Raw genomic sequence first — 25,530 nt, forward strand, 5'->3', positions numbered from 1 at the left:
GATAAGAAGGGGGAATAAAACGCATATTCAGATTAAAAATGTCTCCTGTTGAAAATTTCTGTCAAAATAACCGCATCTCTGGCAGATGCCGGGTTTTTCAGCATGCGGGCATATTTGCTGGTTCCAGGATTTTCGTCTGCTACATCTTCCACTTCTCCCAGTAATTTTTTATCGTCTGCTATATCCACCTGGTCGTCCAGTTTGACCAAAGGCTGTTTGATGTCCTGGTAGGGGTTTTTATATGCTTCTTGATTATCTGCCCGGTACTCCGCCGCCTCGGCTTTTTTTGATGTGGTTTTCTCAGAGAACTCTACCTCTTGTGGTTCCGGGGATGCATCCATATCTCTTTCCCTTTGCCCCTGTTCGTTTCGGATTTCCCTCAGCAAATCGTCAAAAGACGGTCCCTTCTGAGGAGCCTTACCTTCCGAATCTTCTTGTCCTGTACTCGGTTTTTCAGCCTTTTTCTGAATGAACGAAGTGTAAACAAAATACACGATAATGGCAATGATATAAAATATAGTCCCTGAATCCATAGGTTCCCCTTTCATTTGAAAGTTGAATGTACAAAATAAATCGGTTTTGTGGTACTATTCTCGGGCAGCAATCCCAAGTAAAGAATACCCCATGGGGATGATCGCATTTGGCAACCGATGTTACGGAAGGTATTCCGGTAATACCCTACTCAGGTGCGGGGACAACTAGCATTCGATTTAAAACTAAAAATGCTTTTTATCTAATCTGTAGCTGATGAAGATTTGATAGGTATATGATTTTAATCAGTATTACCTATGAAAGTCAAAAACCCTAGTAATATTTCAACTGATTTTTAGTATATTCATACTACAAAATAATACCCCCATACAGAGTTAAAAAACCCTACACTAAAATGACAACTGAAAAACAAACCTCTTATTTGATAGTTACAGATATTGCTTTTCCAGATGTGATCGTAAAAACCCATCATGGTAACGTACACTTCAAATCGCTGATTCAGGATAAACGAATCATTGTTTATACCAATCCATCCGAACTGATTCCAGACAGTGAAAGTAAAGCGAATGAATTGGTTAATGCTTTACGCAAACTAAAAAAGCTGAACTACCATCTGATTGGGTTCAATAGAAACTCCTTTGAGGAACATTTAAAATCGCTCAATTGGCTCAATTCCTATTTGAGTGAGGATTTGGTTTTCCCGGTGTTTTACCAACCTCAAAATAACGTCAAAGAATGTCTGGAGAAGAATTTAGGGGAAAAAATCACACTAAAATCCCCCATTTACTTACTTGATAAAAACGGTTGTACGCGAATGATTCTGGATGGCTCCCATTCGGCGAGCGAAAATTTAGAGACAATGTTGGAGCAAGCCTCAAAACTGGTATTAGCCGATCAGTCATTTGGGAAAAACCAGTCGCTAAGGGATAGTTGATCCCTTAGCGACTTCTGGAAACGCCCCCCGACCGGCTTCAATTTTCCAGGCTGACCTTTGCCAGTTCAGGTTGATTTACAATGTTTTCTTTCCTTTTTCCTCCCTCAGCCTTACCGGCATGTTTTGGGTTGTTTTCAGCATCAATTGGCTTCTTGAGTTTTTTGATACAAGCCTCTACTTCCGCACCGGGGTCAATTTTTATTTTGTTAGTCAGAACGGTACCATGCACCACTCCGGTTTCCCCAATAATTGTAATATCAGTGGCAATTACTTCTCCTACCACTTCTCCCATAATAGATATATGGCAGCCTTTGACATTACCGATAACCTGCCCTGTCTTTCCGATAATGATCCTTTTGCTGGTAATAAGGTTTCCCTGAATAATCCCTTCTACCCGAACGTCGTTATTGGATTCAATGTCTCCTATCATCCGGAATCCCGGAGCAAAAAATGAGGTAGTGTTTGGCTCAATCGAAGACTGTGTTGATTTTTTTTCTGCGTTCCACATGACTAAGTTTCTTTTTAAAAATTAATGGTAAATTGAATAAGTAGACGATTTAAATAATACAAGTATCTCTTTCAATAGTATAAACATAGAGATAAAAAAAAGAACGAGCAAAAAAAACTTTACAAAGCAATATTTCGTAATTCAAGTGAAATTTACCGTATATATTTTTGTTCTTATTTTTTTGACACAATATTAGTTCATAAATAAATCAGAATCTGCTGATCAAAAAAAATAGGGATTTGGAACTTATGATTTTTTTTATATTTTTTTTCATAAATTTACATCCGAAAACACCAAGCACAAAATCCATGCCTTCAACTGCAAAATAATAGAAGGTAATCTACTATTCCCAACAGCACCCAGTCGTTTGGAAAACCAGCACTCAAATTAATCAAATCAGCTAATCTAAATTCAAAATACAAATACAAGCCTATTTCCTGAAAAAGAAAGGTTTTTAGAAATTATAAAAATACTTTTATTAATACTTATTAATATTAAATTCATATAATAAGCCCAATAAATTAGATATTTAAATCCTAACCTCATTTTTTTAATTTCCATTTTGTTTATCTTGTTTAAAATGATAAATTCGGAAGACAGAAGGAGTATTTAGCAAAAGAGACATCCGGATCAGTAAAAAAAAGGAATCGAATGAAAGAAAAACTTGAAACCATAATAGTGGACGACGATATTTTGACGCTACATTATATCCGCAAAATAGTCAAAACGTCGCCTATTGGAGGTCCGATTCATACATCTGAAAATGGTAAACTTGCATTTGATGTGTTGGATAATCGAAAAGATGAATTTGACAATATTTTGGTCTTCCTGGATATCAACATGCCAGTAATGGATGGCTGGTCCTTTTTGGACACCCTCCAAAATAAAGACTATAAGGACAAAATCCAGGTAGTAATGGTCACTTCCTCCACCGACCCGGAAGACAAAGCCAAATCCGGCAAATACCCGCAGGTTATTGGTTACCTGGAAAAGCCCGTATACCCTCAGGTATTTACGGAAATTTACAATCTTTTTGACAAGAACATCGTCATCACAAAAAACAAAGGTGCCATTAATTGATTCTAACTGGAATCCACTAACTTATCAAAGCCAGTCAACCACTCGTTGAACTGGCTTTTTGATTGATATCCGACACTGGCTTCCTTGCTATTTGGAACCTTTAGGTTAAATTTGTTAAGCGATAACCTTACCTATTACATGCAACTTTCCAAATTAGAAATCAGGGGATTTAAGAGTTTCGGTGACAAAGTATTGATTCATTTTGATAAAGGCATTACCGGGATCGTAGGTCCAAATGGTTGCGGTAAATCAAATGTGGTAGATGCCATCCGTTGGGTATTGGGAGAACAAAAGACCCGTATGCTGCGCTCTGACAAGATGGAAAATGTCATTTTTAACGGTACAAAAAACAGGAAACCCCTAAACATGGCCGAGGTATCGTTGACATTTGAAAATACCAAAAACCTGCTCCCTACCGAATATACCCATGTCACCATTTCCCGAAGGTATTACCGATCAGGAGATAGTGAATACCTGCTCAATGGCGTGACCTGCCGGCTAAAGGACATTACCAACCTTTTCATGGATACGGGTATTAATTCCAACAGCTATGCCATTATTGAGTTGAAAATGATTGATGAATTGCTCAATGACAAGAACAATTCCAGAAGGGAGCTATTTGAAGAAGCTGCAGGCATATCTAAATTCAAAACTCGTAAAAAGGAAACCTTACGTAAATTGGAGGATACCGATGCGGATCTGGATCGGGTAGAAGACCTGCTTTACGAAATAGAAAAAAACCTGAAATCCCTTGAAAAACAAGCTCGCCAGGCTGCCCGATATTTCGAGATTAAAAAAGCCTACAAAGCTTCCAGCATCGCTTTAGCAAAAAAAGGCGTCCTCCAACACAGAGATGGCCTCATCCAATTGAATCAAAAGTTGGAAGAAGAAAGTGACCGTAAAGTTCAGTTAAACGCTACCATAGCTGCGAAGGAAGCTGCCCTGGAAAACCTGAAAACGGAAATGGTAACTAAGGAAAAACTGTTGGGTAGCAGGCAAAAGACGCTGAACGAGCACGTGCTCAAAATACGGCAATTTGAAAGTGATAAAAAAATTAAAAATGAGCGGTTACGCTTTCTTCAGGATAAGTCTCAGGAATTGCGGGAACAAATCGATGAGGATAAAAAGAGTAACGAAAGGGCCGGCTTCAGTATTCGTTCTTTGGAACAGGAAAAGGCCATTGCAGCAAAACTGATTGCGGAGAAGGAACACCAGGTGCAGGACCTCAAGGCCATTTATGAGGACAAAAAATCCCAGCATGCCGCTACCCAGGAAAAGCAACGGGTCCTGCAAAGCACCTATTCTGGTAAAAGGGATGAAATGTATCAGCTTTCGAAAAGCCAGGAAATAAAACAGATCCAGCTCACCACACTAAAGCAGGAACTCGAAAAAACCGCAACCGACGATAGCAGCCAGGTTGAGAATCTCGCCGGTTTCAAGGAAAAGCTGGAACTAATTCAGAACCAGTTAGAAGCAGAGAAGCGGGAATTGCACCGGATAAAAGCCGAGGAAGAAGCCCACCAGCAAAAACTGGAGGCAACCACCCGAACTCAGGAACTTATACGCGAGGAACTCACTCAGGTCAATCGGAAATTAGATGCTAAAAGCAACGAGTACCAACTGACCAAATCCCTGGTAGATAACCTGGAGGGCTTTCCGGAAGCCATCAAATTTCTAAAGAAAAACAGTAGCTGGGGAAAAAACACTCCTTTATTATCCGACATCCTGACGACCGATGAAAAATACAGGGTAACGATAGAGAATTTTCTGGAAACCTACATGAATTATTATGTGGTAGAGCAGGAAAAAGAAGCCATAGAGGCAGTAAAATTATTAAGTGATGCCGGAAAAGGAAAGGCCAATTTCTTTATTCTGGAGAGGTTTGAAAAATTCCGTCCCACCCAAAACAAACTTTTTTCGGAAGCTGTACCAGCAACTGAAATCATCGAATATGACAGCAAGTACGCCAGATTGGTAGGATACCTTCTGGATGATGTCTATATTTTTAACGGGGACATTCACCAGGTACCAAAAACACAGGAAGCCATTTTTATTACTGAAAGCGGAAAGTTTATTGATAGGCGTTTTACGATTTCCGGAGGCTCTGTAGGTCTTTTTGAAGGAAAGCGAATTGGCCGGGCGAAAAACCTGGAAAAACTTGAAAAGGAAATCAAAAACCTTCAAAAAACCATCAATGAAATTAAAACCAACCTGGACAAGAAAACGGCTGATCTTTCCAAATTGAAAGCCATCAGCTTCAAATCAGTACTGGAAGAAAAACAATCGGTAGTAAATGAATTGAATCAGGAATACGTTTCTGTGAAAACAAAAAAAGAGCAATTGGCTGAGATGCTTACTTCCAATGCCAATAAAAAAGAGGATATACAGGAAAAAATCCATGAGCTGTCAGAAGAACTAGACGAACTAGGTCCACGGTTACAAACGGAAAAACAGGTCTTCTCAGCGTTGGAGGAGGAAATTCAAGAAATCAACCAAAACTTACTGGAAGCGGGAGAGGAACTTTCCCGTTGTTCTTCCCAATACAATGAAGAAAACATACGCTTTCACCAGCATGAAAATAAACTCCAAAACATTGAGCAGGAGATTGGCTTTAAGCAAAGCACTTTTGACAGCAGCCGGGAGCGCATAGAAAAGTCCCAAAAAGAACTGACGCAAACCGATCAAGAGATTAGGGGCCTGATAGATAACAATGAAGTGAAGGATGATGAACTCATTGAAATGTATACGGAAAAGGAGCAGATAGAAGCTGGCGTCAGTGAAGCGGAAAAGGCCTATTATGCCCTCAGAGGAGAAATAGACCAGTCCGATAAATCCATACGTGAAATTCAGCAAAACAAAGAACGTATGGATGGACTGATCATGGAGTTCAAGCAGGCCGCCAACGAAATCAATCTGAAACTAAATGCGATAAAAGAACGGCTAAATGTGGAATTTGAACTGGACCTGGATCAGCTTATGCAGGAAGATCCCGAGGAAAGTGAAGAATTTGCAGGAAGAGATGAGGCGACACTAAAAGAAGAAGTGCAGCAGGCAAAAAGCAAGTTGGAGAAAATGGGTCCGATCAATCCCATGGCCATGGAGGCCTTTGATGAGATCAAGGAAAGGCACGAATTTATCACAGAACAAAAAGAGGATCTGATCAAAGCCAAAGAATCCCTGATCACCACCATTAGTGAAATCGACCAGGTAGCTAGAGAAACATTTTTAGATGCTTTCGGGAAAATCAAAGAAAACTTTGTAAAAGTCTTTCGGTCGCTCTTTACGGAAGAGGACGACTGTGATTTAAAATTAACCGACCCGGACATGCCCTTGGAAAGCAGCATTGAGATTATTGCCAAGCCTAAAGGCAAAAGACCCCTTTCCATCAATCAGCTTTCAGGAGGGGAAAAGACCCTTACGGCTACCTCGCTTCTATTCTCTATCTATCTGCTTAAACCAGCCCCCTTCTGCATTTTTGATGAGGTGGATGCGCCCTTGGATGACGCAAACATTGATAAATTCAATCAAATTATCCAGACCTTTTCCAACGAATCCCAGTTCATTATTGTGACTCACAATAAACGGACTATGGCCAGCACGGATATTATTTATGGCATTACCATGATAGAGGCGGGAGTATCCAGAGTAGTACCCGTAGATCTAAGAGAATTGGTAGAAGAGGATGGAGAAGAACTCTAAATTGAAAAAGCCGGGCCACCTAAAATGGCCCGGCTTAGATCCTCTCAATTAGGTAATTTATCGGCAAATTTCCCATACACCCAGGTGCCAGCTATAGCACTGAGCAGGGTTACTACTATCACCGAGTAGCCAAAGCCTATTTGGGCAAACAATGGTCCTGGGCACGCACCGGTTAGTGCCCAACCAAGTCCAAATATAAACCCTCCGATTACCTGGCCTTTCCTGAATTCCTTATCAGCAATCTTAATCGGTTCACCGCTTAGTGTTTTCACACCAAACCTCTTGATGAGTTGTATGGAAACCAGCCCTACCAGAATGGCAGACCCTATCACCCCATACATAAAAAAGGACTGCAAACGGAACATTTCCTGAATTCGAAACCAGGAAATAACCTCCGCTTTCACAAATACAATCCCAAATAAAACACCTACTATCAGGTATCTCAATAGCTTCCATCCCGACTCTCCGGACTTCCCCATATTAGGGGCTTCACATTCCACTGGATTGGCTTGTGGTATATTTTCTTTTACTTTCATTTTGTCGTTTTTTGAATTGTTTTAATTCCCTTTGCCCTAACTTTAAAACCCAACTAAAGCCATGATATAAGGAAGGATCAGGTGTGTCATAACGAACCCGCCAATCATGAAGAAGACGGTTGCGACCATGGATGGCCACTGCAGATTACTGATACCCATAATGGCATGACCGGATGTACAGCCTCCGGCATACCGGGTACCAAAACCAACCAGGAAACCTCCAATGACAAAAAAGAAAAGCCCTTTCAGCGTAAACAAGTTGGACCAGTTAAAGATATCTGCCGGTAAGAGACTTGTAAAATCAGTGATCCCCAATAAGGCTAAATCCCGTTGAGTACTTTCTGCCACCACTACTGCCTCTGGATTAGAGAGGAACAAGGAGGCGATCACTCCTCCAAGAAATATACCCACCACAAACAGGATATTCCAGGTTTCCTTTTTCCAATCGTATTGGAAAAAGGGGATTTTTGCCGGTATGCAGGCAGCGCAGGCATGCCTCAGCGAGGAGGATATACCGAAGGATTTATTGCCAATTATCAATAATGCAGGCACGGTTAATCCAATCAAGGGACCTGCCACATACCAGGGCCAGGGTTGCTTGATCCATTCTATCAATTGTTCCATTTTTCTTTCTTTTTAAATCTATTTTTTTACATTTTTCCGGTGATCAATGTTACCGAAGGAAGTTAGCTATAAAAATGGCAGGGAAGGCTTCCCTGCCATGAACCAACACATCAACCAAAATTAAGATTACAATAACGTAGTGGGGCAAACGTATTCACTTACTTTAAACTTTCCCGATGCTTTAATAGCATCAAATCCGCCCTGAATATCAACCAGGTTTTCATAACCTCGCGCCCTCAAAACAGAATTGAAGATCATGGACCGATAACCTCCCGCACAATGCACATAATAAGTTTGCTCTTTGTTAATTTCGGCCAACGTGTCATTGATATAATCCAAAGGTAAATTTTCCGCCCCAATCAGATGTTCACTTGTGTGTTCACTTGCCTTTCTGACATCCAGTATCTTTATTTCTGAATTTGCCTCCTTAAGATTTGCTAACTCATCTACAGACACCGTGGGAATGCTATCCACCTCTTTACCGGAAGCCTTCCAGGCATCAAAGCCTCCTTTAAGATATCCCAAGGCATGATCATAGCCCACTCTGGCCAAGCGTGTTATTATTTCTTCTTCCCTGCCTTCATCGGCAACAACCAGTATTTCTTGTTTCACATCCGGTATCAGCGTTCCTACCCAAACGGCAAAACTTCCATCGATACCAATGTTTACGGAGTTTGGTATAAATCCTTTGGCAAATACCTCGGGTAATCGCGTATCCAGAACTACAGCTCCCGTTTCATTAGCTGCGGCTTCAAAAGCATCCGGAGACAATGCTTGTTGTCCCCTATCCAAAACTTCATCAATACTATCGTACCCCTGAATATTCATCAATACATTCTGAGGAAAATAAGCCGGGGGAGGAGTCAATCCGGTTAGTACTTCCTTAATAAATTCCTCCTTGCTCATTGCCTGCAAGGCATAATTGGTTTTCTTTTGGTTTCCCAGCGTGTCGCTGGTCTCCTTACTCATATTTTTACCACAGGCACTGCCTGCACCGTGAGCAGGATATACGATCAGATGGTCCGCCAATGGCATGATTTTTTTACGTAGGGAATCGTACAGATGAGCTGCAAGCTTTTCTTGGGTAAGGTCTTTGATCACCTTTTGTGCAAGATCCGGTCTTCCTACATCCCCGATAAACAAGGTGTCACCGGTAAACAGGGCTACTTCTTTACCTTCTTCATCTTTCAATAAAAAGACGGAGCTTTCCATCGTATGACCCGGAGTATGAATTACTTTAACGGTGGCACCCCCTATTTGAAATTCCTGATTATCTTTGGCAACAATGGCATCAAAACCCATAGGCATCTCCGTGGGGCCAAATACAATCTCTGCGCCAGTCTTAGCGGATAAATCCTGGTGACCGGAAACGAAATCAGCATGAAAATGGGTTTCAAAAATGTATTTTATGCGGGCTCCGTTTCGTTCCGCTTTCTCTATATAAGGCTGCACTTCCCGAAGTGGATCCACAATAGCAGCTTCACCATTGGATTCAATATAATATGCCCCCTGGGCAAGACAACCGGTATAAATTTGTTCTATCTTCATTGGAATAATGGATTAATTACTGATGATGCAAAATAGGACCTCTTGTCCTGCAGTTATAGGACTTTGGTCACACAAGAAGCTTAATAGGGCCAGGATATAATACCACCCGCCAGGTTATAAACTTTTTCAAAGCCTAAATCTGCCATGGTATCACAGGCATGACCGCTGCGATTCCCACTTCGACAATACAGATAGTAAGCCTTGTCTTTGGGTAAATTTTGGATTTGTTTATTGAAACCGGGGGACATCATATCCATATTCCTGGCACCGGGTAGTTTTCCCCCGGAAAACTCACCTGCGGTTCTTACATCAATGACGACCGCATCCTTTTCTCTCATGCCATTATAGAAATCTTCGGCATTCAGATCTGTGTATTGCTTTGCTTTTTTATGAAATAAATTAAACATTTTTTCTTTTGTTAAATTACCTAACAAAAGTAAGCGTTGTTCAGGCAGCAAAAAGTAATATTTATCACAGTAGAAAAAAAGGCAAAAAAAAAAGCTACCCATAAAGGGTAGCTTTGTTGATTTTATAGGTTTCCTGAATTTAGTTATTCTCAACTTTCCCTACAGAAGCATACATCAATTTTCGGGCATCTGCCTCCCTTAATTCAAATTGTATATCGCTAATAGGTCCCATTTTCACATCCCTATCAGCTTTGAGAGAAATCCAAATCTGGTCTCTTTCAGCTTCTGATAAGGCATCTTTTTGCTGGTTTACCCAAAGCACAATGTCTGTAGTGTTAATCAATACATCATTAGCCTGGATTCGTGGTTCCGAACCGTACAAAGACGTATTCTTTGGTTGTCCAACATACAGATAAGAAATCAAGGTCTTCTTTTGTATTTTCTGAAGTTGGGTAGCCTGCGGAATCTTCTGTTCAACCAATATTTCCTGCTCTCTCAATACGGTTGTAACCATAAAGAAAAACAACAACATAAAGATGATATCAGGCAATGCTGACGTGGGAATATTGGTTTCCGCTTTGGTTTTCTTTTTAAACTTTGACATAGTTAGCTTCCGATTTTATCTGGTTCAGCGATGGAAATCGCCATGGGAATACCCTCTTTTCCACGGTCTATAAGTTCCTTTTCAGCGGCAGTCTGACCTGACAAGGTCCGATACTCTTCACCGGATAGTCCTACACGTTCTCCATATATCTCGAAATAGGCTTGCTTTACCAAGTCTAATACCTCCAGATACTTTTCATAGCTGGTACCTCTGTTCGTTTTTATCGAAATTACCGCTCCACCAGACATGGGGTGATCCGATGATTCCGGGCTTTGATCAGCCATCCCTCGAAGGGAAGGGGGCAAACTATTATACAGAGCTACTGCATCCTCATCTGGATTTCCGAAGTTCAAAATGAATTGTTTGATTTCATCGGCCAAACCATCGGTATTGTTCCGAAATTCATTTTCAATCAACAGGTCGTCGTTTGCGTTAATCAGAATATTAAATATATTCCTTTCATTCAATTCCACCTCTGGGGGTGGCTGATTCGGGTCTTGCTTTGGTGGAAGGATATTCATAATCCCTTTATCCGAAGCGATTGTTGTGGTTACGAGAAAGAAGATAAGAAGCAAGAAGGCGATGTCCGCCATCGACCCTGCATTTACCTCCTGACTCATTCTACCTCTCTTGCCAGCCATAATTATTTAATTAATTTATTGAGTTCTGTAACGACAATACCCAGAATGGCCAGAATAAACAAGGCGTAAACGGTGAGTAACACTCCGCCTACCATCTTGGCACCTTCCGGAGTAATATTGAAAGGATCCGCCATATACTTGGCAGCTACGTCTCCACTAGCACTGGAGTAAGCGATGCCAAATAAGGCTGCAATGACAATCACACCAATAGCTGTCTTTAACAAACTTTTGGGATCACCAAAGGAGTTGATCAGTGGCATCAGTATAGCAAATACTGCTCCAACGACGATCAGCAAGTACCCTGCATATAAAAATATATCAGTAGTATCCATTATATCTTAATCTAAAGTGAATAATCAATTAAATGTACACAAATAAAGACCAGAATTACCTGGTCAGTTTGTGTTTCACCAAAATGTCTACTAAGCTGATGGATGCATCTTCCATATCGTTTACGATAGAGTCGATTTTAGCTATACAGTAGTTGTAGAATAACTGTAGGATAATTGCCACAATCAAACCTGCTACTGTCGTCAAAAGGGCGATTTTAATACCACCTGCCACAAGAGACGGAGAGATATCACCAGCTGCTTCAATGGAATCAAAAGCACCAATCATACCAATTACTGTACCCATGAAACCAAGCATTGGAGCCAGAGAAATAAACAGGGAGATCCAAACAAGACCTTTTTCCAGTCTACCCATTTCTACAGATCCGTAAGCAATGATGGACTTTTCGACCATGTCAATACCTTCCGAATAACGCATCAATCCTTGCGTAAAGATAGAAGCTACCGGTCCTCTGGTGGATTTGGTTACATCTTTTGCTGCTTCAATTCCACCCTCTTCTAAAGCACTTTCTACTTTCGCCAATAGTTTCTTGGTATTTGTAGTGGACAGGTTCAGCGTGATGATTCTTTCCAACGCAACAGCCAAACCCAAAATCAAACACAATAATACCGGTGTCATGTAGGTAGGATCCCCTTCTATAAACTTATCCTTAATTACCTGATGAAAAGATTGGTCATCTACAACAATTTCATCGTCAGTCATGACGGGAGTGGGATCGGGTTCAGGAGTTGGGGCAGGGGCAGCAGCCTCTTCCGTAGTGTCAGCTTCTGATTCTTCTGTTTCTTCTTGTGCTTTTGTGATCATCGGAGAAAATAAAATTCCGAAAAGCATGAACAAAGCGATTAACTTTTTCATAATGTAGTTTTTAATAGACTTTTAAAGGTTGAACGGTTTCTAAATTCGAATTAAGTTTTTAAAGTTATAATTTTTTCGGCTCAAATTGCAAATGATTCCATTATAATTTCTGAGAAAACCCTTTCAGGCGGTACTTGAAAGAGCAGTATGTCAGGCTATTTTGATGGAATGAAACTGAAAATCAGTTTCTGCCAATGAAAGACACCTCCTTAAAAGAAGGAAATCCATCGTTTTCTTTTGCAATATGCTACCGAAATCATCAAAGAACAGAAAACAAGTGCATCCAAGCAGCTAATTTATAATGTAGAGAGGAAGGGATTCGAACCCTCGATACCCTTTAGGGGTATACACGCTTTCCAGGCGTGCTCCTTCGACCGCTCGGACACCTCTCTATTGCGGAAATTCAAATTTCATGCAGGAACAAATAAAATTATAAAATTCAGCCCATGCAAATAAAAGCCTCCTTTTATTATGTAAAAAAATTACCCATTAAACGGATTTTTTTGGTTATAAACGCTATGAGATTGACGATCAAACCATTGATTGGAACCTGCTCAATGACTTAATACTGACATCTCGCCTGCAAGTGGGGTCATCATTTTTCTTTTAATTTCGGTTTCGTCACTCTCATTAGCCAAAATAAACATCATCTTCGTAATCGCTGCCTCCGTGGTCATGTCTCCTCCACTCAAAACTCCTACCCTTTTGAGATCTTTGCTGGTCTGATACCTGCCCTGAATTACCCTTCCTCCATTGCACTGGGAAACGTTAAAAATCAATAAGCCCTTATCCACTGCTTCCTCCATGGATTGGATAAACCAATCCTCACTGGGACTGTTTCCAGATCCATAGGTCTCCAGTACAATACCCTTCAAACCATTAATCTGCAGGCAATGCTGCACCACATTTTTGGTAATACCTGGAAAAAGCTTGAGCACCATGACGTTATTATCCAACCGGTTCAGGTATTTCAATTTTTTACCTTCCTCATAAGGACGGATAGATGCATAGTTGTAATCAATGACAATCCCGGATTCTGCCAGGGCCGGGTAGTTTTCCGATTCAAAGGCATCAAAATGCACACTTTGCACTTTTTTCGCCCGGTTACCCCGTAGCAACATGTGATTGAAGAAAATACATACCTCTGGAACCACCGGTTTGCCATTTGCCTTGGATATCGCTATTTCCAGGGCAGTCATCAGGTTTTCCCTGGCATCCGAACGCATGGCACTGATAGGTAATTGGGCCCCCGTAAAAATCACCGGTTTGTTTAATCCTGCTAACATGTAACTGAGCATGGACGCACTATAAGCCATGGTATCCGTCCCATGTAAAACGACAAACCCGTCATAGGTATCGTAGTTTTCATAAATAATGTAAGCCATATCCACCCAATGCTGCAGGTTGATATTGGATGAATCAATGGGTTCTGGAAAAGAAATCACCGTGATACTAATGTTCAGGCTGTTTAGATTGGGTATTTTTTCCAGAATTTTTCCAAAATTAAACGGAACCAGCGCCCCTTGCTCATCATAGGCCATTCCCAGGGTTCCGCCGGTGTAAATAATCAACACCGCATATTCAATATCCGTTTTGGCTGCCGTGTTTAAGCGGACAATCTTATAATTCATTGGAAGGCTGTTTGAAAACTGTCATCGCGTTATTACTGGTTTTTGTCGCCACTTCCTCCACTGAGGTTTGGACAAACTCAGCCATCTTCTCGGCAATATAGGGAATGTATTCCGGTGAATTTCGCTTGCCTCTGAAAGGCACAGGCGCCAAATAGGGACTATCCGTTTCCAACACCAAGTGATCCAAGCCTACCGCTGCCACTACTTCTCCCAGGCCGCTGTTTTTATAAGTAAGCGTGCCCCCAATCCCCAGGTAAAAACCCATATCAACGACCTGCCTTGCTTGTGAAAGACTGCCAGAAAAGCAATGGAAGATACCCGTCAAACCTTCCCCGTGCATGGATTCCACCAGCTCGATGGTTTCATCCAGGGAGGACCGGCAATGTAAAACCAGCGGAAGCCTTTTTTGTTTTGCCCAGTGAATGTGCCTTCGCAAGGATTCCTGCTGTTGTTCAAAATAAGTCTTGTCCCAATAAAGGTCGATCCCCGTCTCCCCTACCGCACAGAATGGATGCTTTTCCCACCATTCCTCCATTTGGGAAAGTTGCTCTTCAAAATCCGGCCCCACATCACAGGGATGCAATCCCAGCATGGAATAGCAAACCCCCGGAAAATCCCGTTCAATTTCCAGCATTCCCGGAATGGACTCCAGGTCGATATTCGGCATAAAAAATTTAGCAATGCCTGCATCCATAGCCTTTTGAATGACCTCCTTTCGGTCAGAATCAAATTTTTTGCTGTACAAGTGGGCGTGCGTTTCAATCAATTTCATCTGTTTATATTTTTTTTTCAACGGTCAGAACTTGTCCCGATTTATCGGGGTGGAATCTCGCAAGCTTTATAATCATCCCTCCGTGTGTCGATTGCGTCATGCCTGTCTGTCGCAGGCAGGCTCGATTTCATGGATACCTGCGTTTTTTCCATTGGATAGCACCGGGCCAAAAATAATACAATACGGTAGACCAGCTTACCATCCAGTTATAAATTTCAAAGCCTATTAATTCTTCTGGCTTTATTTTAGTTTCGGTTTTTGCTGCAAATGTACCAATAAATAGGGACTGAGCCAGGATTTTTCCTGTCCAAGCCATCGCTCCCAATAGAGGGAAATGGTATAATGCAGGGACTAAGGCAAGATAAAACCCCACCTGAAGCCCCAAAAGCAGTTGCCAATACCAAGGCAATAAAAAGGCTCCGCGCATCCATCGTTTTCGCTGCTTCATCAGCCGGCTGAAGCTTGGCTCAGGCAAGGTCTTTACCAGAACTTCCTTATCCACCAAATGAATGGGACGCTTGCCATCCCGAAAGAGGGCTCTGGCCAGTGCCAGGTCTTCCGTTACTTCTTTCCTTACTTCATAAAAACCTCCCACCTCCTCGTAGGCTTGCTTGCCAACACACATATTGTTGCCCATTGCCGTAAGCGTACAGCCCCAGTCGGATACTACTTTTACTTTTCCGAGCGTAAGCCACCAATCCAGGGCCTGCATCCTGGCAAAAATCCCTTTGCCGGAGATGGTGGTGATTCCGGTGACCGCTCCATAGGTGTCCCGATAAGCTTTGGCCATGTTTTCCGCCCATCCAGCCGGTACCTCACAGTCAGCATCGGTTAAGACCATCAACTCCCCCTCCGGTACCCTGGTCGCCATGGCAGCCAGGGCAAGCGCTTTGCCGTTTTCCCCATCTCCTGGCCTTTTGTCCAGAGAAATCAATTGCCGGTTATTTTTGAGGCTCGCCCATGCTGCCAGAATTCCACCTGTTTCATCTTCGCTGTGGTCGTCTGCCAAAAGAAACCTTATCTTATGATCCGGATAGCGCAACTGCTCCAATGACCTAAGACATGCGGGAAGGTTTTTTGCTTCGTTGCGACAGGGGAGTAAAACGCTAATGGCGGGCAAAAAGGCTGGATAATTGCGGTAAGCTTTAAAATTCCTTGTAATCCGAAACCAAAGAATCAGGTATTGCAGCATCACCAAAAAAAGTATTAATAACGCTGCTTGTCCCACCATACTAAAGAGTCTTAGTGGTGAAGCCGGAACCGGCTAAATGATCCAGGTAGTGTGGCAACATGTTTCTAAGAAACTGACTGGATTTTTGCTGATCATGAAAAAGCACAATGGAACCGTTATGGGTATTCTCCTTTAGTTTGTCCAGGGATTTTGCCGGGGACATGCCAGGTAAAAAATCCCATGAAATAAGATCCCACAAAACGATTTCATAGGACGTTTTGAGCTCTCGCTTTTGCCTGCAACTTATTCGCCCATAAGGCGGCCTAAAAACCCGTGTACCAACCCCAACCGTTTCACGAATGATTTCCTCGCATCGTTCCACATCTTGAAGGTAGCCTTCATTGGGTGTGGCTGCCCCGTTTAAGTGATGAAAGGTGTGGTTGCCTATGCCATGGCCTCCCCTTCCCACCCTCCGGGCCAGGGAACCCGCCTTGCGAACATTCTCCCCCACCATAAAAAACGTGGCTTTCATCCCATGTTTTTCCAATTCCTCCAGGACAAAATCGGTAACGCCTGCCACCGGACCATCATCAAACGTCAAAAATACGCATTTCTGACTTCTGCTTTTATGCCAGGTGAAATCATTGAAAACCGTCTGCACTATGTCGGGTATTTTAAAGGGCCTCATTTCCATCAAATTGCAGGCTCAATAACGTAAGGTCATCTCTTCTAGGAACACCGGCAGAAAAAGCATCCAACTCGGAAAAAAATCCAGCGTGGAATTCATCCGGACTGATACCATCGTGTGACTCAATAAAGCTCAAAAAACGTTCTTCCCCAAATTCCTCTTCTGAAGGGTTCAAAGTTTCAGTAAGCCCGTCCGTGTAGAGATGCAACACAAAAGCCTCCAGATTGTCCCGCTGACCTTCTTCCAAAAAAGGCAGGAACTCAAAAGCTCCTAAAATGGTGGTTCCGGCCTCCAACTCTTCCACCTTCCCACCCTGCTTCATACACAATACCGGTGGGTTGTGCCCGGCATTGATATAACGGAGTCTTCGTTCGGAGTACCGGTAATGCCCCAGGAAAAAGGTGATGAAACGTTCTCCTTTGGTGTTTTCAAACGTCGTAGAATTCAATTGCTCAACGATGGTTCGTAATCCGGAACCACTTCTTAATAAGGTTCTTAATGCAGCTTGAAAATTGGACATCAGCAGAGAGGCGGGCATTCCTTTTCCGGAAACATCTGCCACACAGAAATAGACGTCATTTTCGTTGGGCTGGATCAAATCATAATAATCACCTCCCACCGTACTGTGAGGAAAGTAGGTGACTTTTGCTTTTAATTTGGCATGGCTTGGAAGGCTGGACGGGAGGAGCATGCGCTGCACATTGCTGGCGATTTCCATTTCTTTCCGCAAACGCTCCTGTTCAAGTTGTTTCCTGGCAAAGCGCTTGTTTTCCAGCGCCACTACCAAAATATTGGTAAGGGCTTGCGTAAAATCCAGGTCCAGGTCCTTTTCTTTGTCTTTGGTATTCAGAAATAAAATGGCCAACATCTTTTCCTTATGATAAACGGGAACGTAAATATTGACTTCAGAAAAGGAATATTCCTCGGAGAGACTCAGGCTGAGCTTTCCCAGGTCTTTGTTTTCCTGAACATCGGCTTTTTGAATATGGTCTGGCAATTTTCCCTTGACCTGATGTGAAATGCGACGTTCAAAAAATTGTTCCTTTTCATTGAATACGTACAAAAGCAGGGCTTTGATATTGAGGTGCACCAGGCAGGTGAATTTAAAAATATTCAGCAATACCTTTTCTGTTTTGTTCTCGTTGATGGCCTGGGTAATTTCCAATAAGGCCTTTAATTCCAATTCTTTTCGTTGGTATTTTAACGTTTCGATGGTCATGTCAGAGGGTATTGTGGTTCAAAAGCCCTTGTTTACTGGCCAGGTAATACAGTTCTTTACCGTTGATAGTCAGCGAAGGGGGGGCGAAAATTTCCTCCTCGGGTCCTGAATAACACTTTATCCATTCCTTTTTCAATAGTGACTCCAGAGTAAAAAGCAGCCGCTCGTCTTCCCAATCCAATTTATTTTTTAGGTATTCGTAGGATTGAAGAAAATACAACTCATCTAATAAATCAAATTCATCATCGGTCATTTCAGCCCGTCAGTAAGGTGGAATGACAAAAATAAGGGATTGATTAGTTTTTCCTTCCTTTCCAGGTATATTTTCCTGTAATCGCCCGAGGAAAGGTAATCAGGACCATTAAAGGAAAAATCCAACCTGCCACAAAATAATCCCCGTTGCCTCCGGGTTTCCCAAATTGCTGCAACACCTTTCCCAATACTGCTCTTTCCGTAAGAAATTTAAGGATACCATATAAAACCGTCCAGCCGATAAAGGAAAAGGAAATAAAAGGGATCACCAGTGAAAAAACCTGGCAAAGGCTCAGCAGCACCAAAATTGCCGCGGCCATGGCATGGCCAATCTCTTTATGGGCATTCCACTTGCTTGCCCATCGACTGCGTTGGGCAATCCAGGCCCTTGTGTGAGGCAGGGGATGGGTCAGGACCAATGAATCAGAACTGGGATTGTACCTTACTGCTTCCGATCCGAAATTACGGACAAATTTTTTCATCAAAAATTCATCGTCTCCAGTCAACAAATGTTCGTTGCCTTGATACCCGGAAACGGCATGAAAAGCGGCTTTTCGGAAAGCCAGGTTGGCACCGCTGCACATCAGGGGATGTTTCAGATAATAGCTTACCCCTGTGAGCAATCCAATGCTTGCCCATTCGATTCGTTGAAACCGCGCAAAAATCCCCTTAGCGGATGATGAAAGGACCGGACCAGCCACCATCTGAACCTCCGGCACGGCAAATGCAGCAGCCATTTCCTCAACCCACCCACTTATAATTTGCACGTCGGCATCCGTAGTAAGGATCAAACCGGTGCTGCTGCGACCAATGCCGGATTGCAAGGCCGCTTTTTTTCCAGACCCATTACTTTTCACACACTGCCAATGCGGCAATCCCTGGCTGGCAATAAATTTTCTTATTAGTTCCTGCCCCTTATCCTCGCTATGATCGTCAATGAAAACAACGGGAAGCTGATCGGGCAGGTGCATTAAAAGGTTCGGTAGCAAGTTCCGCAGGTTTCCTTCTTCATTTCGAAAGGGAACCAGCACCGTACAATCCGGAAGTCCATTGGCTGGTTTTATGCGGAACTTGGCTAACTCATTCCAACAACGACCTAGAAAAAGCATGCCCAGCAGGTAAACCGCCAAAATGGAAAAACATAGCGTACCTATCAATGAAACCATGTGCTGCTTTAATGGATTTGTGGTAAATTGCAACGATGGGTAAAGAAGCAAAAATTCAGCAGAAGGAAAAAATAATTTTGGGTATTGACCCAGGTACCACGGTCATGGGATATGGGCTTATTTTAGTTCGGGGCAATAGCTATTCGTTGCTGCAGTTTGGTGTTATCCATTTAAAAAAATACAGTGACCATGCATTGAAACTGAAAAAAATATTTGACAAAATCAGTGGCATTCTGGATGAGTTTTCCCCCGATGCAGTGGCACTCGAAGCCCCCTTTTACGGTCAAAATGTGCAATCCATGCTCAAATTGGGAAGGGCTCAGGGCGTGGCCATGGCAGCAGCACTTGCCAAAGAAATAGCTATTACGGAATACGCCCCCAAGAAGGTAAAACAATCGGTTACCGGCAACGGAAATGCCTCCAAGGTACAAGTAGCAGAAATGCTGAAAACCCTGTTGAACCTGCAGGAACTGCCCCAACTGCTAGATGCAACGGATGCCCTTGCGGTAGCGCTGTGCCATCATTTCCACGAAGGGCGTGTACAAACCCGCGGAAGAAGCGGGGGCTGGAAGTCCTTTCTGTCTGAAAACCCGGACCGAATTAAAAAATAACAACCTAAAAATTCCGATTTCAACGGTTAATTGGTACATTAGAGAAGGCCTAAAAATAGGAAGGGTATGAAAAAAATGGTATTGGATTGCGAAAATTGCTATGCGGAGTTCGTCAACCGACTCAATGACTTGAGAGATGTGATTCAGGAAGGCAAAAGTCATGGTATGGATGACAGGATTCGGGCTGAAATAGTCAAGTCCTTTGAAAAAGCCCATGACGCCGCCCTGGAAACCATCGCTGCCTATTTCAGGAATCAGGGAAAGCCTGCTTTTTCCGGATCCAGGGATGCCACCGTAGAGGCTTTTCACGCGGACTTGATCGACGATGGTCAGGGATGGCTGGACATGATCATTTGCCGGATTAAATACAATCCCCTCTATCCGGGTGATTATCTGGGTTCTTTGACAGAAAATATTGTAAAAAAATACATCCATTTTTTAGAAGGATTTGAACGGGTCATGGAAAAAAACCTGGACACCTAAATTAAAATCAAAAAAAACGAGTTCCGGTGTAGCACTTTTGCAATCCATTGCGTCTCAGGAATAAGCATCTAAATGAGATGTCCCTGAAAACCTTTTCAAATACGTTCCAATAGGCCATGAAGACACATTTACAAAAAAAATTCCGCTTGACCATGCAGCTGATGCTCTCGCTCATGCTGGTATTGGTTTTTCCTTCCTGTGAAGATCAACTGGAATCCACCTACACCTACCAAACCCAGGTGCCGGTCTTCCTACAGGTGAATACCTTTAGGGAAGCAGATATTATCATCGAACCGGCCAAACCGCTGGACAATCCTGGTAAAATTTACATTTTTGGCGATTACCTTTTTATATCCGAACCCGGAAAAGGAATCCATATTCTGGACAATACCGACCCAGCCAGTCCACGGAACCTGAATTTTATCAACATCCCGGGAACGGGAGACATGGCGATCAATGATAATATTCTCTATGCCGACAATTACGTAGATCTTTTGGCTTTTGACATTTCCGATCCACAGGACATTGAAATGGTCAAAAGGGAGGAAGATGTTTTCCCCAACCTGTATTCCAATGAAGAAACCGGAACCATCGTCACCTACAAAGATACCCTGATAAGTTCCACTGATCCCAATATGATGTGGTCCAGCTGGGGAAGGCCGGCTTTTAGATCGGATTTTATGGCCATGGAATCCCTGGCTTCCTACAGCGGTAAGGCTGGTGGACAAAGTTACGGTCAGGGTGGTTCCATGGCACGATTTACCCTACTGGGCGGTCACCTTTATACCGTGGATGATTACGACCTGCGGGTATTCAGTGTGGAAGAACCTACCGATCCGCAATACCTGAAAAACATTAACCTGGGCTGGGGTATCGAAACCATTTTCCCCTTCAAAGGAAAATTATTTATCGGTTCCATGACCGGCATGCATATTTACGATGCCAGCAACCCGTCCGATCCCCAAAAAATGGCAGTGTACGAACACGTGACTTCCTGTGACCCCGTGGTCGTAAACGATGATTACGCTTTTGTGACTCTAAGAAGTGCTGCACTTTGTCGCATGGGTGCCGATGAATTGCACGTGCTGGATATTAAAGACCTATACAATCCTCAGTTAATCAAATCCTACCCCATGGATAACCCACATGGACTAGGTCTTTCGGGAGATTATTTGTACCTTGCAGAAGGCGAGTACGGATTGAAGAGTTTTAACGTAGCAGATGTCTTGGAGATCAGTAATAACCGTTTGGAGCACCTGAAAGATTTTACTGCCATAGACATTATACCCGGGCCCAAATCCCTGATTGTGATTGGCCCGGATGGCGTTTGTCAGTTTGACTACTCCAATCCAGAAAAACTGAAGAAATTAAGCTGTATAAACGTATCGTTTCGCTAAATGAAGGTCATATACACCATTTTTGCAGCGACCCTATATTTGGCCTGTCCTTCTAACAGCTGGGGACAGGCCTTTTCTTACACCCATCATTCGGAAATAGGGATACTCACCGGCAGGGATAATTTTGGTGAGCGAATCAACTTCACCTTCCAAACCTTCAACGGGCTTCAACTTTCCGAGCGGCATGCTTTTGGATTTGTAACAGGGCTGGACCAATATGGCAGCCTCTCTGTGGTGCCCATCGCCATGGGGTGGCGCGGCATTTTAAATCCTTTGAATAAGTGGCAATTGTATGGAGGCGTGGATCTGGGATTCGGCTCCACCCTGCTAGAACCTACTGTTGTTACCACATGGAACGAACACCGCTGGCAGGACGGAGGATTTATGGGGCAGTCCAGCATAGGGCTGAGGATTAAAAACAAGAAGGCGAATTTCTGGTCGTTCAGCCTGGCATATAAACGTCAAATTTACCATCTCACCACCGCTAATCCCCGGGAACTTTCCCCTGATCGGAATCGACCAGAGGACTGGAGTTATTACGCCAAAGACAAAATCACCTTTAATAATGTGGTGTATCGGTTGGGATATTGGTTTTGAAAAATTGAAATATTGGTCACAAAAACAGGATTGCAAATCCTGGATATCTGGAGTTTGACATTACAATTGTCGAACAGCGGAGCTCCTCGGAATTTGTAATTCCGTCGTCCAGATAAGGGGGATTTGTAATCCCCAAAACGGTCCGACACCTGGATACCATGGACCAGCCGTAAAGAAAATCGTTCTTAAAACACATCCGGAATGCCATTAAAAATGGCTTTTTGGCCAGCTCTAATCTGCATATCGCTCCTAAAATAACTGGGTGAAGCGACATACTTCACCCAGTACTCATCTTTTTATCTGTGTTAATCTGTGCTATCTGTGGTGCACCCTTTTTTCAACCTGACGCGAATCCCCGAAACAGCTCGTTATAAGTACGGTCCTGTACATCCCTACGTTCCGAATTACCCCCTTATTTCCCGACGCATAAACAGGTAATACGAAGCTGCAAAACACATCATCGTAGCAGCGATCAGGCCACTGACCTGAGGCCATACGATCATCAGACTGTCCCGCAAGGGAAGTGGTGAAGGGATCGCACCGGCCATCTGTTCCATCGTGATCGGTCCCAGGCTCCTCACCGAAGGTATCAATAAGGTGGTCGTCGCATCGGTAAAAAGCTGACTGGGTGATAGCCGCAACAAGTTTAAAATCAATTTATTGTAACGGATCACATCCGTTTGAGAAAACTCGTTGGCAGCTGGAATCACCGTACCAGCAAGAAAGTCGATGATGATTTGGTAGAATACGGTAAAGAACAACCAAATACCAATTGCCGTTAGTGCGGATGTGGAAGCCTGTTTGAAAATGATCGACAATAAGATGGAAAGCCCCAGCCAAAACCCCACATAGACCGTGCAAAGGACCGTAAAACTGAATATTCTAAACACTTCCTCTGCCTCGATGAGCACTCCGGTGATCAGGATGCCCCCACCGATCATCAATAAGGAGAGTGTCAACAATAAGCTCCCGACCAGTGTCAGCGCACTGACAAATTTCGACAAGAGTAAATTATCCCGATAGACCGGCTGCGCCATGATACGGGTCAAGGTTCCATTTTGCTGCTCGGAGTTAATCGCATCAAATCCAAGGCTGATACCCACGATGGGGCCCAGAAAATTCAGAAACACATGGAACGGTGGCAGCGTGCCTTCGGTGGTGGTGAGCAACTTCAGGTACAGGAACAACCGATCCGGGTCCTTTGCATCGGCCACCACCTCACGTATATTGCTCAGTGCCACCGATATACTGCCCCAAAATGTTAGGAGAATGAGAAGCAGCAGTACCAAAAATCGCCAGCTACGAATATGACCGGAAATTTCTTTTCGTACCATCACCCAAAAGGGATGGGGTCGCGTTTCTGTAGTTGTCGAAGAATGACTGTCAAATAGATCCTTGATTGCTTTCATTGACTGCTATTTTAAGTTAGATTTTTCTCAAAATACCTTTCGTAAATTTCCTCCAATCCATATTCTTTCTTTTGTACGCCGGAAACGTCATAGCCTTTTTGCACAAAAAACCGAACGATAGCGGGGGTCAGGTCCCTGCTGCTTGTTATTCCGATAATTTGGTCCTGTACCCTGACCTGTTGGACAGCGTCCAGTTGAAGCATTTCCGCCTCATCCTTCCAGGGAAGGTCGATGACATTTTCCAGACTGACATGGACCTCGTACGATTTTTCAGCAAAAATCAGGTTTGAAAGCGTATCGATGGTACCTTCTGCCAGCAGTTCTCCCTTGACAAAGATGCCTACCCGGTCACAAACCTGCTGCACCTGATGGAGGTGGTGGGACGAAAGCAATACCGTAAGCCCCTTCTCACGGCTCAGGCGCAAAATGAGCGCCAGGAACTCCTTCACCCCGCTTGGGTCGATTCCCAAGGTGGGTTCATCCAAAATAATGACCTTCGGATCTTTGATAAGCACTTCTGCCAGTCCCAGGCGCTGCTTCATTCCCCGGGAATAGGCGGCGGTCTTCTTATGGATGGCGTCACCGGACATCCCTACCAGGTCCAGGGTGGCAAGGGCCCGTTCCTCCACTTCGGATCGTGGAATTCCATTCAGTTCCCCCACGTACATCAGGTTTTCGAGGCCCGTCATCGTATCGTAAAAACCGACACTATCCGGCATATAACCTACAAGCCGCTTGACCGAAAGGGGATCCTTGGTGGCATTAAATCCGCAAACACGGGCCGTGCCCGAACTGGGTTCCGTCAGCCCCATCATCATGAGGATGGTCGTCGTCTTTCCGGCTCCATTGGGGCCCAGTAATCCAAATATTTCCCCCTTGTTTACCGTAAGATCCAATTCATTCACTGCTTTGAAGTCGCCATACGTCTTTGTCAGGCGCTTCAACTCTATGATTGGGTTATTCATAACGTTGATTATCTCCTGCCAAATTTTCGGATGAGGTAAAAAACAAAACCTATTGCCAACAAGATCACCAGCATACCCACCCAGCCAGACAACATGGAGGTTTTGACGGTCATTCTATAGGTGGCGGTACTGGTACTTGATGCATTTTTGGCAGTAAAATTACTGACATAATCCCCAGCCAGGGTTTTATCCGGAACGGACAGGGTTGCCAGCACATCCACGCTCTCTCCGGGATCCAGCTGCTGAATTTCGGAAGGAGAAAACGTGGCCTTCCAATTGGGTGGGTTCTGTGAAGAAAAGGTAATATCATTCAAGGCCAGCGAGCCCGTGTTTTTGACCTGAAGAAGTATTTCGGCCTTTTCTCCCTCGGTTACTTCACCACTCAGGCGCCCCGAAGGAGTAGTAAGCTCCAATGCATAGGATCCTTCTACCACTGCTTCAAGCTCAAGTGATAGTGTCTCATTATCCGCATGGGCATGAACGGGGACGACATATTTGGACGGCCCTGCCCCGTAGGCCGGTCGCATTTCAATGGTGAGATTTTCCGTTTTCCCAGGATCCACGTTTAGCGAAGTGACCTGACTGCCCTTGGCTTTGAAGACGACCCTCCAGCCTTCGGGACCCTCTGCACTTAGTTCATACACCTGGGCTTGTGCAGAACTGTTTTTCAGTGTGGCCTGGTAGCGGAAGGTTTCATTGACAGGGGCTTCAATATTGAGAAGACTTGCGGTAAACGAAGCCCCGTCGCCGGTATCCTGCGCCGGGGCTTTTAAGGGAAGCAGGGATACAAAAACAATAATCAATGATGCGAGCAAACAATCCATGCCCCGCTTGGAGCTCATTTTGTTAAAATTACCTACTGTGTTCATATAAATAAGAGAAATTATGAA

The 25,530-nt window shown here is 43.6% G+C and carries 27 protein-coding genes and 1 tRNA gene; 7 read left to right on the forward strand and 21 right to left on the reverse strand.

What is annotated here, in order from left to right; translation table 11 throughout:
• Positions 1–32 precede the first annotated feature (32 nt).
• Positions 33–533: a hypothetical protein gene (locus tag GKS34_RS17990; RefSeq protein ID WP_205602099.1), complete on the reverse strand. Its 501-nt coding sequence runs from the start codon at positions 531–533 to the stop codon at positions 33–35.
• A gap of 353 nt (positions 534–886) precedes the next feature.
• Here GKS34_RS17990 and GKS34_RS17995 point away from each other — a divergent pair, with 353 nt between their 5' ends.
• On the forward strand, positions 887–1,426 hold the full coding sequence (locus tag GKS34_RS17995) for a redoxin domain-containing protein (RefSeq protein WP_163386376.1): 540 nt from the start codon (positions 887–889) through the stop codon (positions 1,424–1,426).
• Between the two features lie 37 nt (positions 1,427–1,463).
• Here GKS34_RS17995 and GKS34_RS18000 read toward each other — a convergent pair whose 3' ends face one another.
• Positions 1,464–1,934 (reverse strand): bactofilin family protein, encoded by a 471-nt coding sequence (locus GKS34_RS18000; protein ID WP_163386377.1) that lies wholly within the window; start codon positions 1,932–1,934, stop codon positions 1,464–1,466.
• Positions 1,935–2,585: 651 nt separating this feature from the next.
• On the opposite strand from GKS34_RS18000, the gene GKS34_RS18005 reads away from it, so the two are divergent.
• A complete protein-coding gene (locus tag GKS34_RS18005) occupies positions 2,586–3,014 on the forward strand; it encodes a response regulator (RefSeq protein WP_163386378.1) in 429 nt (142 codons plus the stop codon).
• Between the two features lie 138 nt (positions 3,015–3,152).
• Positions 3,153–6,713, forward strand: a complete 3,561-nt coding sequence (gene smc, locus GKS34_RS18010) for a chromosome segregation protein SMC (RefSeq protein WP_163386379.1) — start codon at positions 3,153–3,155, stop codon at positions 6,711–6,713.
• Positions 6,714–6,757: 44 nt separating this feature from the next.
• Here the strand turns inward: smc and GKS34_RS18015 are convergent, their stop codons facing one another.
• The 16 genes from GKS34_RS18015 to GKS34_RS18090 all read right to left on the reverse strand — a co-directional run bounded on the left by GKS34_RS18015 (position 6,758) and on the right by GKS34_RS18090 (position 19,178).
• Positions 6,758–7,249 carry a DUF6691 family protein gene (locus GKS34_RS18015; protein ID WP_163386380.1) on the reverse strand — a complete coding sequence of 164 codons (492 nt, stop codon included), beginning with the start codon at positions 7,247–7,249 and terminating at the stop codon, positions 6,758–6,760.
• Between the two features lie 42 nt (positions 7,250–7,291).
• Positions 7,292–7,873, reverse strand: a complete 582-nt coding sequence (locus tag GKS34_RS18020; protein ID WP_163386381.1) for a YeeE/YedE family protein — start codon at positions 7,871–7,873, stop codon at positions 7,292–7,294.
• A 126-nt stretch (positions 7,874–7,999) separates the two neighbouring features.
• The gene (locus GKS34_RS18025; RefSeq protein ID WP_163386382.1) at positions 8,000–9,421 is read right to left on the reverse strand and encodes an MBL fold metallo-hydrolase; all 1,422 of its coding nucleotides are present in this window, start codon (positions 9,419–9,421) and stop codon (positions 8,000–8,002) included.
• Positions 9,422–9,501: 80 nt separating this feature from the next.
• Positions 9,502–9,828 carry a rhodanese-like domain-containing protein gene (locus GKS34_RS18030; protein ID WP_163386383.1) on the reverse strand — a complete coding sequence of 109 codons (327 nt, stop codon included), beginning with the start codon at positions 9,826–9,828 and terminating at the stop codon, positions 9,502–9,504.
• Between the two features lie 139 nt (positions 9,829–9,967).
• On the reverse strand, positions 9,968–10,432 hold the full coding sequence (locus GKS34_RS18035) for an ExbD/TolR family protein (RefSeq protein WP_163386384.1): 465 nt from the start codon (positions 10,430–10,432) through the stop codon (positions 9,968–9,970).
• 2 nt (positions 10,433–10,434) lie between these two features.
• Positions 10,435–11,073 carry an ExbD/TolR family protein gene (locus GKS34_RS18040; RefSeq protein WP_163386385.1) on the reverse strand — a complete coding sequence of 213 codons (639 nt, stop codon included), beginning with the start codon at positions 11,071–11,073 and terminating at the stop codon, positions 10,435–10,437.
• Positions 11,074–11,075: 2 nt separating this feature from the next.
• The gene (locus GKS34_RS18045) at positions 11,076–11,405 is read right to left on the reverse strand and encodes a hypothetical protein (RefSeq protein ID WP_163386386.1); all 330 of its coding nucleotides are present in this window, start codon (positions 11,403–11,405) and stop codon (positions 11,076–11,078) included.
• Between the two features lie 55 nt (positions 11,406–11,460).
• The gene (locus GKS34_RS18050) at positions 11,461–12,279 is read right to left on the reverse strand and encodes a MotA/TolQ/ExbB proton channel family protein (RefSeq protein WP_163386387.1); all 819 of its coding nucleotides are present in this window, start codon (positions 12,277–12,279) and stop codon (positions 11,461–11,463) included.
• A 304-nt stretch (positions 12,280–12,583) separates the two neighbouring features.
• Positions 12,584–12,671: transfer RNA gene (locus tag GKS34_RS18055), tRNA-Ser, on the reverse strand.
• A 162-nt stretch (positions 12,672–12,833) separates the two neighbouring features.
• The gene (locus GKS34_RS18060) at positions 12,834–13,910 is read right to left on the reverse strand and encodes an asparaginase (protein ID WP_163386388.1); all 1,077 of its coding nucleotides are present in this window, start codon (positions 13,908–13,910) and stop codon (positions 12,834–12,836) included.
• Entirely contained in the window at positions 13,900–14,682 is a 783-nt protein-coding gene (locus GKS34_RS18065) for a TatD family hydrolase (protein WP_163386389.1), read from the reverse strand. Before GKS34_RS18065 ends, GKS34_RS18060 begins: the two co-directional genes overlap by 11 nt.
• A 127-nt stretch (positions 14,683–14,809) precedes the next feature.
• Positions 14,810–15,913, reverse strand: a complete 1,104-nt coding sequence (locus GKS34_RS18070; protein ID WP_163386390.1) for a glycosyltransferase — start codon at positions 15,911–15,913, stop codon at positions 14,810–14,812.
• 1 nt (position 15,914) lies between these two features.
• Positions 15,915–16,541: a polysaccharide deacetylase family protein gene (locus GKS34_RS18075; protein WP_163386391.1), complete on the reverse strand. Its 627-nt coding sequence runs from the start codon at positions 16,539–16,541 to the stop codon at positions 15,915–15,917.
• On the reverse strand, positions 16,528–17,760 hold the full coding sequence (locus tag GKS34_RS18080; protein WP_163386392.1) for a PP2C family protein-serine/threonine phosphatase: 1,233 nt from the start codon (positions 17,758–17,760) through the stop codon (positions 16,528–16,530). The genes GKS34_RS18075 and GKS34_RS18080 overlap by 14 nt, the downstream gene beginning before the upstream one ends.
• A 1-nt stretch (position 17,761) precedes the next feature.
• Positions 17,762–18,013 (reverse strand): hypothetical protein, encoded by a 252-nt coding sequence (locus GKS34_RS18085; protein ID WP_163386393.1) that lies wholly within the window; start codon positions 18,011–18,013, stop codon positions 17,762–17,764.
• A gap of 43 nt (positions 18,014–18,056) precedes the next feature.
• The gene (locus GKS34_RS18090) at positions 18,057–19,178 is read right to left on the reverse strand and encodes a glycosyltransferase (RefSeq protein ID WP_163386394.1); all 1,122 of its coding nucleotides are present in this window, start codon (positions 19,176–19,178) and stop codon (positions 18,057–18,059) included.
• 35 nt (positions 19,179–19,213) lie between these two features.
• On the opposite strand from GKS34_RS18090, the gene ruvC reads away from it, so the two are divergent.
• From ruvC to GKS34_RS18110, 4 genes are all read left to right on the forward strand, one after another.
• A complete protein-coding gene (gene ruvC / locus GKS34_RS18095) occupies positions 19,214–19,789 on the forward strand; it encodes a crossover junction endodeoxyribonuclease RuvC (RefSeq protein ID WP_163386395.1) in 576 nt (191 codons plus the stop codon).
• A 66-nt stretch (positions 19,790–19,855) separates the two neighbouring features.
• Positions 19,856–20,272 carry a nucleotidyltransferase substrate binding protein gene (locus tag GKS34_RS18100; protein ID WP_163386396.1) on the forward strand — a complete coding sequence of 139 codons (417 nt, stop codon included), beginning with the start codon at positions 19,856–19,858 and terminating at the stop codon, positions 20,270–20,272.
• A 116-nt stretch (positions 20,273–20,388) separates the two neighbouring features.
• Entirely contained in the window at positions 20,389–21,669 is a 1,281-nt protein-coding gene (locus tag GKS34_RS18105; RefSeq protein ID WP_163386397.1) for an LVIVD repeat-containing protein, read from the forward strand.
• Positions 21,670–22,266, forward strand: a complete 597-nt coding sequence (locus GKS34_RS18110) for a hypothetical protein (protein WP_163386398.1) — start codon at positions 21,670–21,672, stop codon at positions 22,264–22,266.
• Positions 22,267–22,670: 404 nt separating this feature from the next.
• On the opposite strand, the gene GKS34_RS18115 is transcribed toward GKS34_RS18110, so the two are convergent.
• Genes GKS34_RS18115 through GKS34_RS18125 form a run of 3 tightly spaced genes read right to left on the reverse strand, consistent with a single transcriptional unit; the run spans position 22,671 to position 25,509 of the window.
• Positions 22,671–23,675, reverse strand: a complete 1,005-nt coding sequence (locus GKS34_RS18115) for an ABC transporter permease (protein ID WP_163386399.1) — start codon at positions 23,673–23,675, stop codon at positions 22,671–22,673.
• 11 nt (positions 23,676–23,686) lie between these two features.
• A complete protein-coding gene (locus GKS34_RS18120; protein WP_163386400.1) occupies positions 23,687–24,640 on the reverse strand; it encodes an ABC transporter ATP-binding protein in 954 nt (317 codons plus the stop codon).
• An 8-nt stretch (positions 24,641–24,648) separates the two neighbouring features.
• Positions 24,649–25,509 carry a COG1470 family protein gene (locus GKS34_RS18125; protein WP_240459359.1) on the reverse strand — a complete coding sequence of 287 codons (861 nt, stop codon included), beginning with the start codon at positions 25,507–25,509 and terminating at the stop codon, positions 24,649–24,651.
• Positions 25,510–25,530: the final 21 nt, after the last annotated feature.

Origin of the sequence: Cyclobacterium jeungdonense (assembly GCF_010994275.1) — a bacterium.
GTDB classification, from domain to species: Bacteria; Bacteroidota; Bacteroidia; order Cytophagales; family Cyclobacteriaceae; genus Cyclobacterium; species Cyclobacterium jeungdonense.

Excerpts from the sequence above, each read along its gene's own strand:
- GKS34_RS18000 (WP_163386377.1), bottom strand. The coding sequence starts at position 1,934 with ATGTGGAACGCAGAAAAAAAATCAACACAGTCTTCGATTGAGCCAAAC.
- GKS34_RS18105 (WP_163386397.1), top strand. The coding sequence starts at position 20,389 with ATGAAGACACATTTACAAAAAAAATTCCGCTTGACCATGCAGCTGATG.
- GKS34_RS18045 (WP_163386386.1), bottom strand. The coding sequence starts at position 11,405 with ATGGATACTACTGATATATTTTTATATGCAGGGTACTTGCTGATCGTC.
- GKS34_RS17990 (WP_205602099.1), bottom strand. The coding sequence starts at position 533 with ATGGATTCAGGGACTATATTTTATATCATTGCCATTATCGTGTATTTT.
- ruvC (WP_163386395.1), top strand. The coding sequence starts at position 19,214 with ATGGGTAAAGAAGCAAAAATTCAGCAGAAGGAAAAAATAATTTTGGGT.
- GKS34_RS18005 (WP_163386378.1), top strand. The coding sequence starts at position 2,586 with ATGAAAGAAAAACTTGAAACCATAATAGTGGACGACGATATTTTGACG.
- GKS34_RS17995 (WP_163386376.1), top strand. The coding sequence starts at position 887 with ATGACAACTGAAAAACAAACCTCTTATTTGATAGTTACAGATATTGCT.
- GKS34_RS18015 (WP_163386380.1), bottom strand. The coding sequence starts at position 7,249 with ATGAAAGTAAAAGAAAATATACCACAAGCCAATCCAGTGGAATGTGAA.
- GKS34_RS18120 (WP_163386400.1), bottom strand. The coding sequence starts at position 24,640 with ATGAATAACCCAATCATAGAGTTGAAGCGCCTGACAAAGACGTATGGC.
- GKS34_RS18075 (WP_163386391.1), bottom strand. The coding sequence starts at position 16,541 with ATGAGGCCCTTTAAAATACCCGACATAGTGCAGACGGTTTTCAATGAT.
- GKS34_RS18020 (WP_163386381.1), bottom strand. The coding sequence starts at position 7,873 with ATGGAACAATTGATAGAATGGATCAAGCAACCCTGGCCCTGGTATGTG.
- GKS34_RS18125 (WP_240459359.1), bottom strand. The coding sequence starts at position 25,509 with ATGAACACAGTAGGTAATTTTAACAAAATGAGCTCCAAGCGGGGCATG.
- GKS34_RS18040 (WP_163386385.1), bottom strand. The coding sequence starts at position 11,073 with ATGGCTGGCAAGAGAGGTAGAATGAGTCAGGAGGTAAATGCAGGGTCG.
- GKS34_RS18090 (WP_163386394.1), bottom strand. The coding sequence starts at position 19,178 with ATGGTTTCATTGATAGGTACGCTATGTTTTTCCATTTTGGCGGTTTAC.
- GKS34_RS18115 (WP_163386399.1), bottom strand. The coding sequence starts at position 23,675 with ATGAAAGCAATCAAGGATCTATTTGACAGTCATTCTTCGACAACTACA.
- GKS34_RS18025 (WP_163386382.1), bottom strand. The coding sequence starts at position 9,421 with ATGAAGATAGAACAAATTTATACCGGTTGTCTTGCCCAGGGGGCATAT.
- GKS34_RS18100 (WP_163386396.1), top strand. The coding sequence starts at position 19,856 with ATGAAAAAAATGGTATTGGATTGCGAAAATTGCTATGCGGAGTTCGTC.
- GKS34_RS18035 (WP_163386384.1), bottom strand. The coding sequence starts at position 10,432 with ATGTCAAAGTTTAAAAAGAAAACCAAAGCGGAAACCAATATTCCCACG.
- GKS34_RS18060 (WP_163386388.1), bottom strand. The coding sequence starts at position 13,910 with ATGAATTATAAGATTGTCCGCTTAAACACGGCAGCCAAAACGGATATT.
- GKS34_RS18110 (WP_163386398.1), top strand. The coding sequence starts at position 21,670 with ATGAAGGTCATATACACCATTTTTGCAGCGACCCTATATTTGGCCTGT.
- GKS34_RS18070 (WP_163386390.1), bottom strand. The coding sequence starts at position 15,913 with ATGGTGGGACAAGCAGCGTTATTAATACTTTTTTTGGTGATGCTGCAA.
- GKS34_RS18030 (WP_163386383.1), bottom strand. The coding sequence starts at position 9,828 with ATGTTTAATTTATTTCATAAAAAAGCAAAGCAATACACAGATCTGAAT.
- smc (WP_163386379.1), top strand. The coding sequence starts at position 3,153 with ATGCAACTTTCCAAATTAGAAATCAGGGGATTTAAGAGTTTCGGTGAC.
- GKS34_RS18080 (WP_163386392.1), bottom strand. The coding sequence starts at position 17,760 with ATGACCATCGAAACGTTAAAATACCAACGAAAAGAATTGGAATTAAAG.
- GKS34_RS18085 (WP_163386393.1), bottom strand. The coding sequence starts at position 18,013 with ATGACCGATGATGAATTTGATTTATTAGATGAGTTGTATTTTCTTCAA.
- GKS34_RS18065 (WP_163386389.1), bottom strand. The coding sequence starts at position 14,682 with ATGAAATTGATTGAAACGCACGCCCACTTGTACAGCAAAAAATTTGAT.
- GKS34_RS18050 (WP_163386387.1), bottom strand. The coding sequence starts at position 12,279 with ATGAAAAAGTTAATCGCTTTGTTCATGCTTTTCGGAATTTTATTTTCT.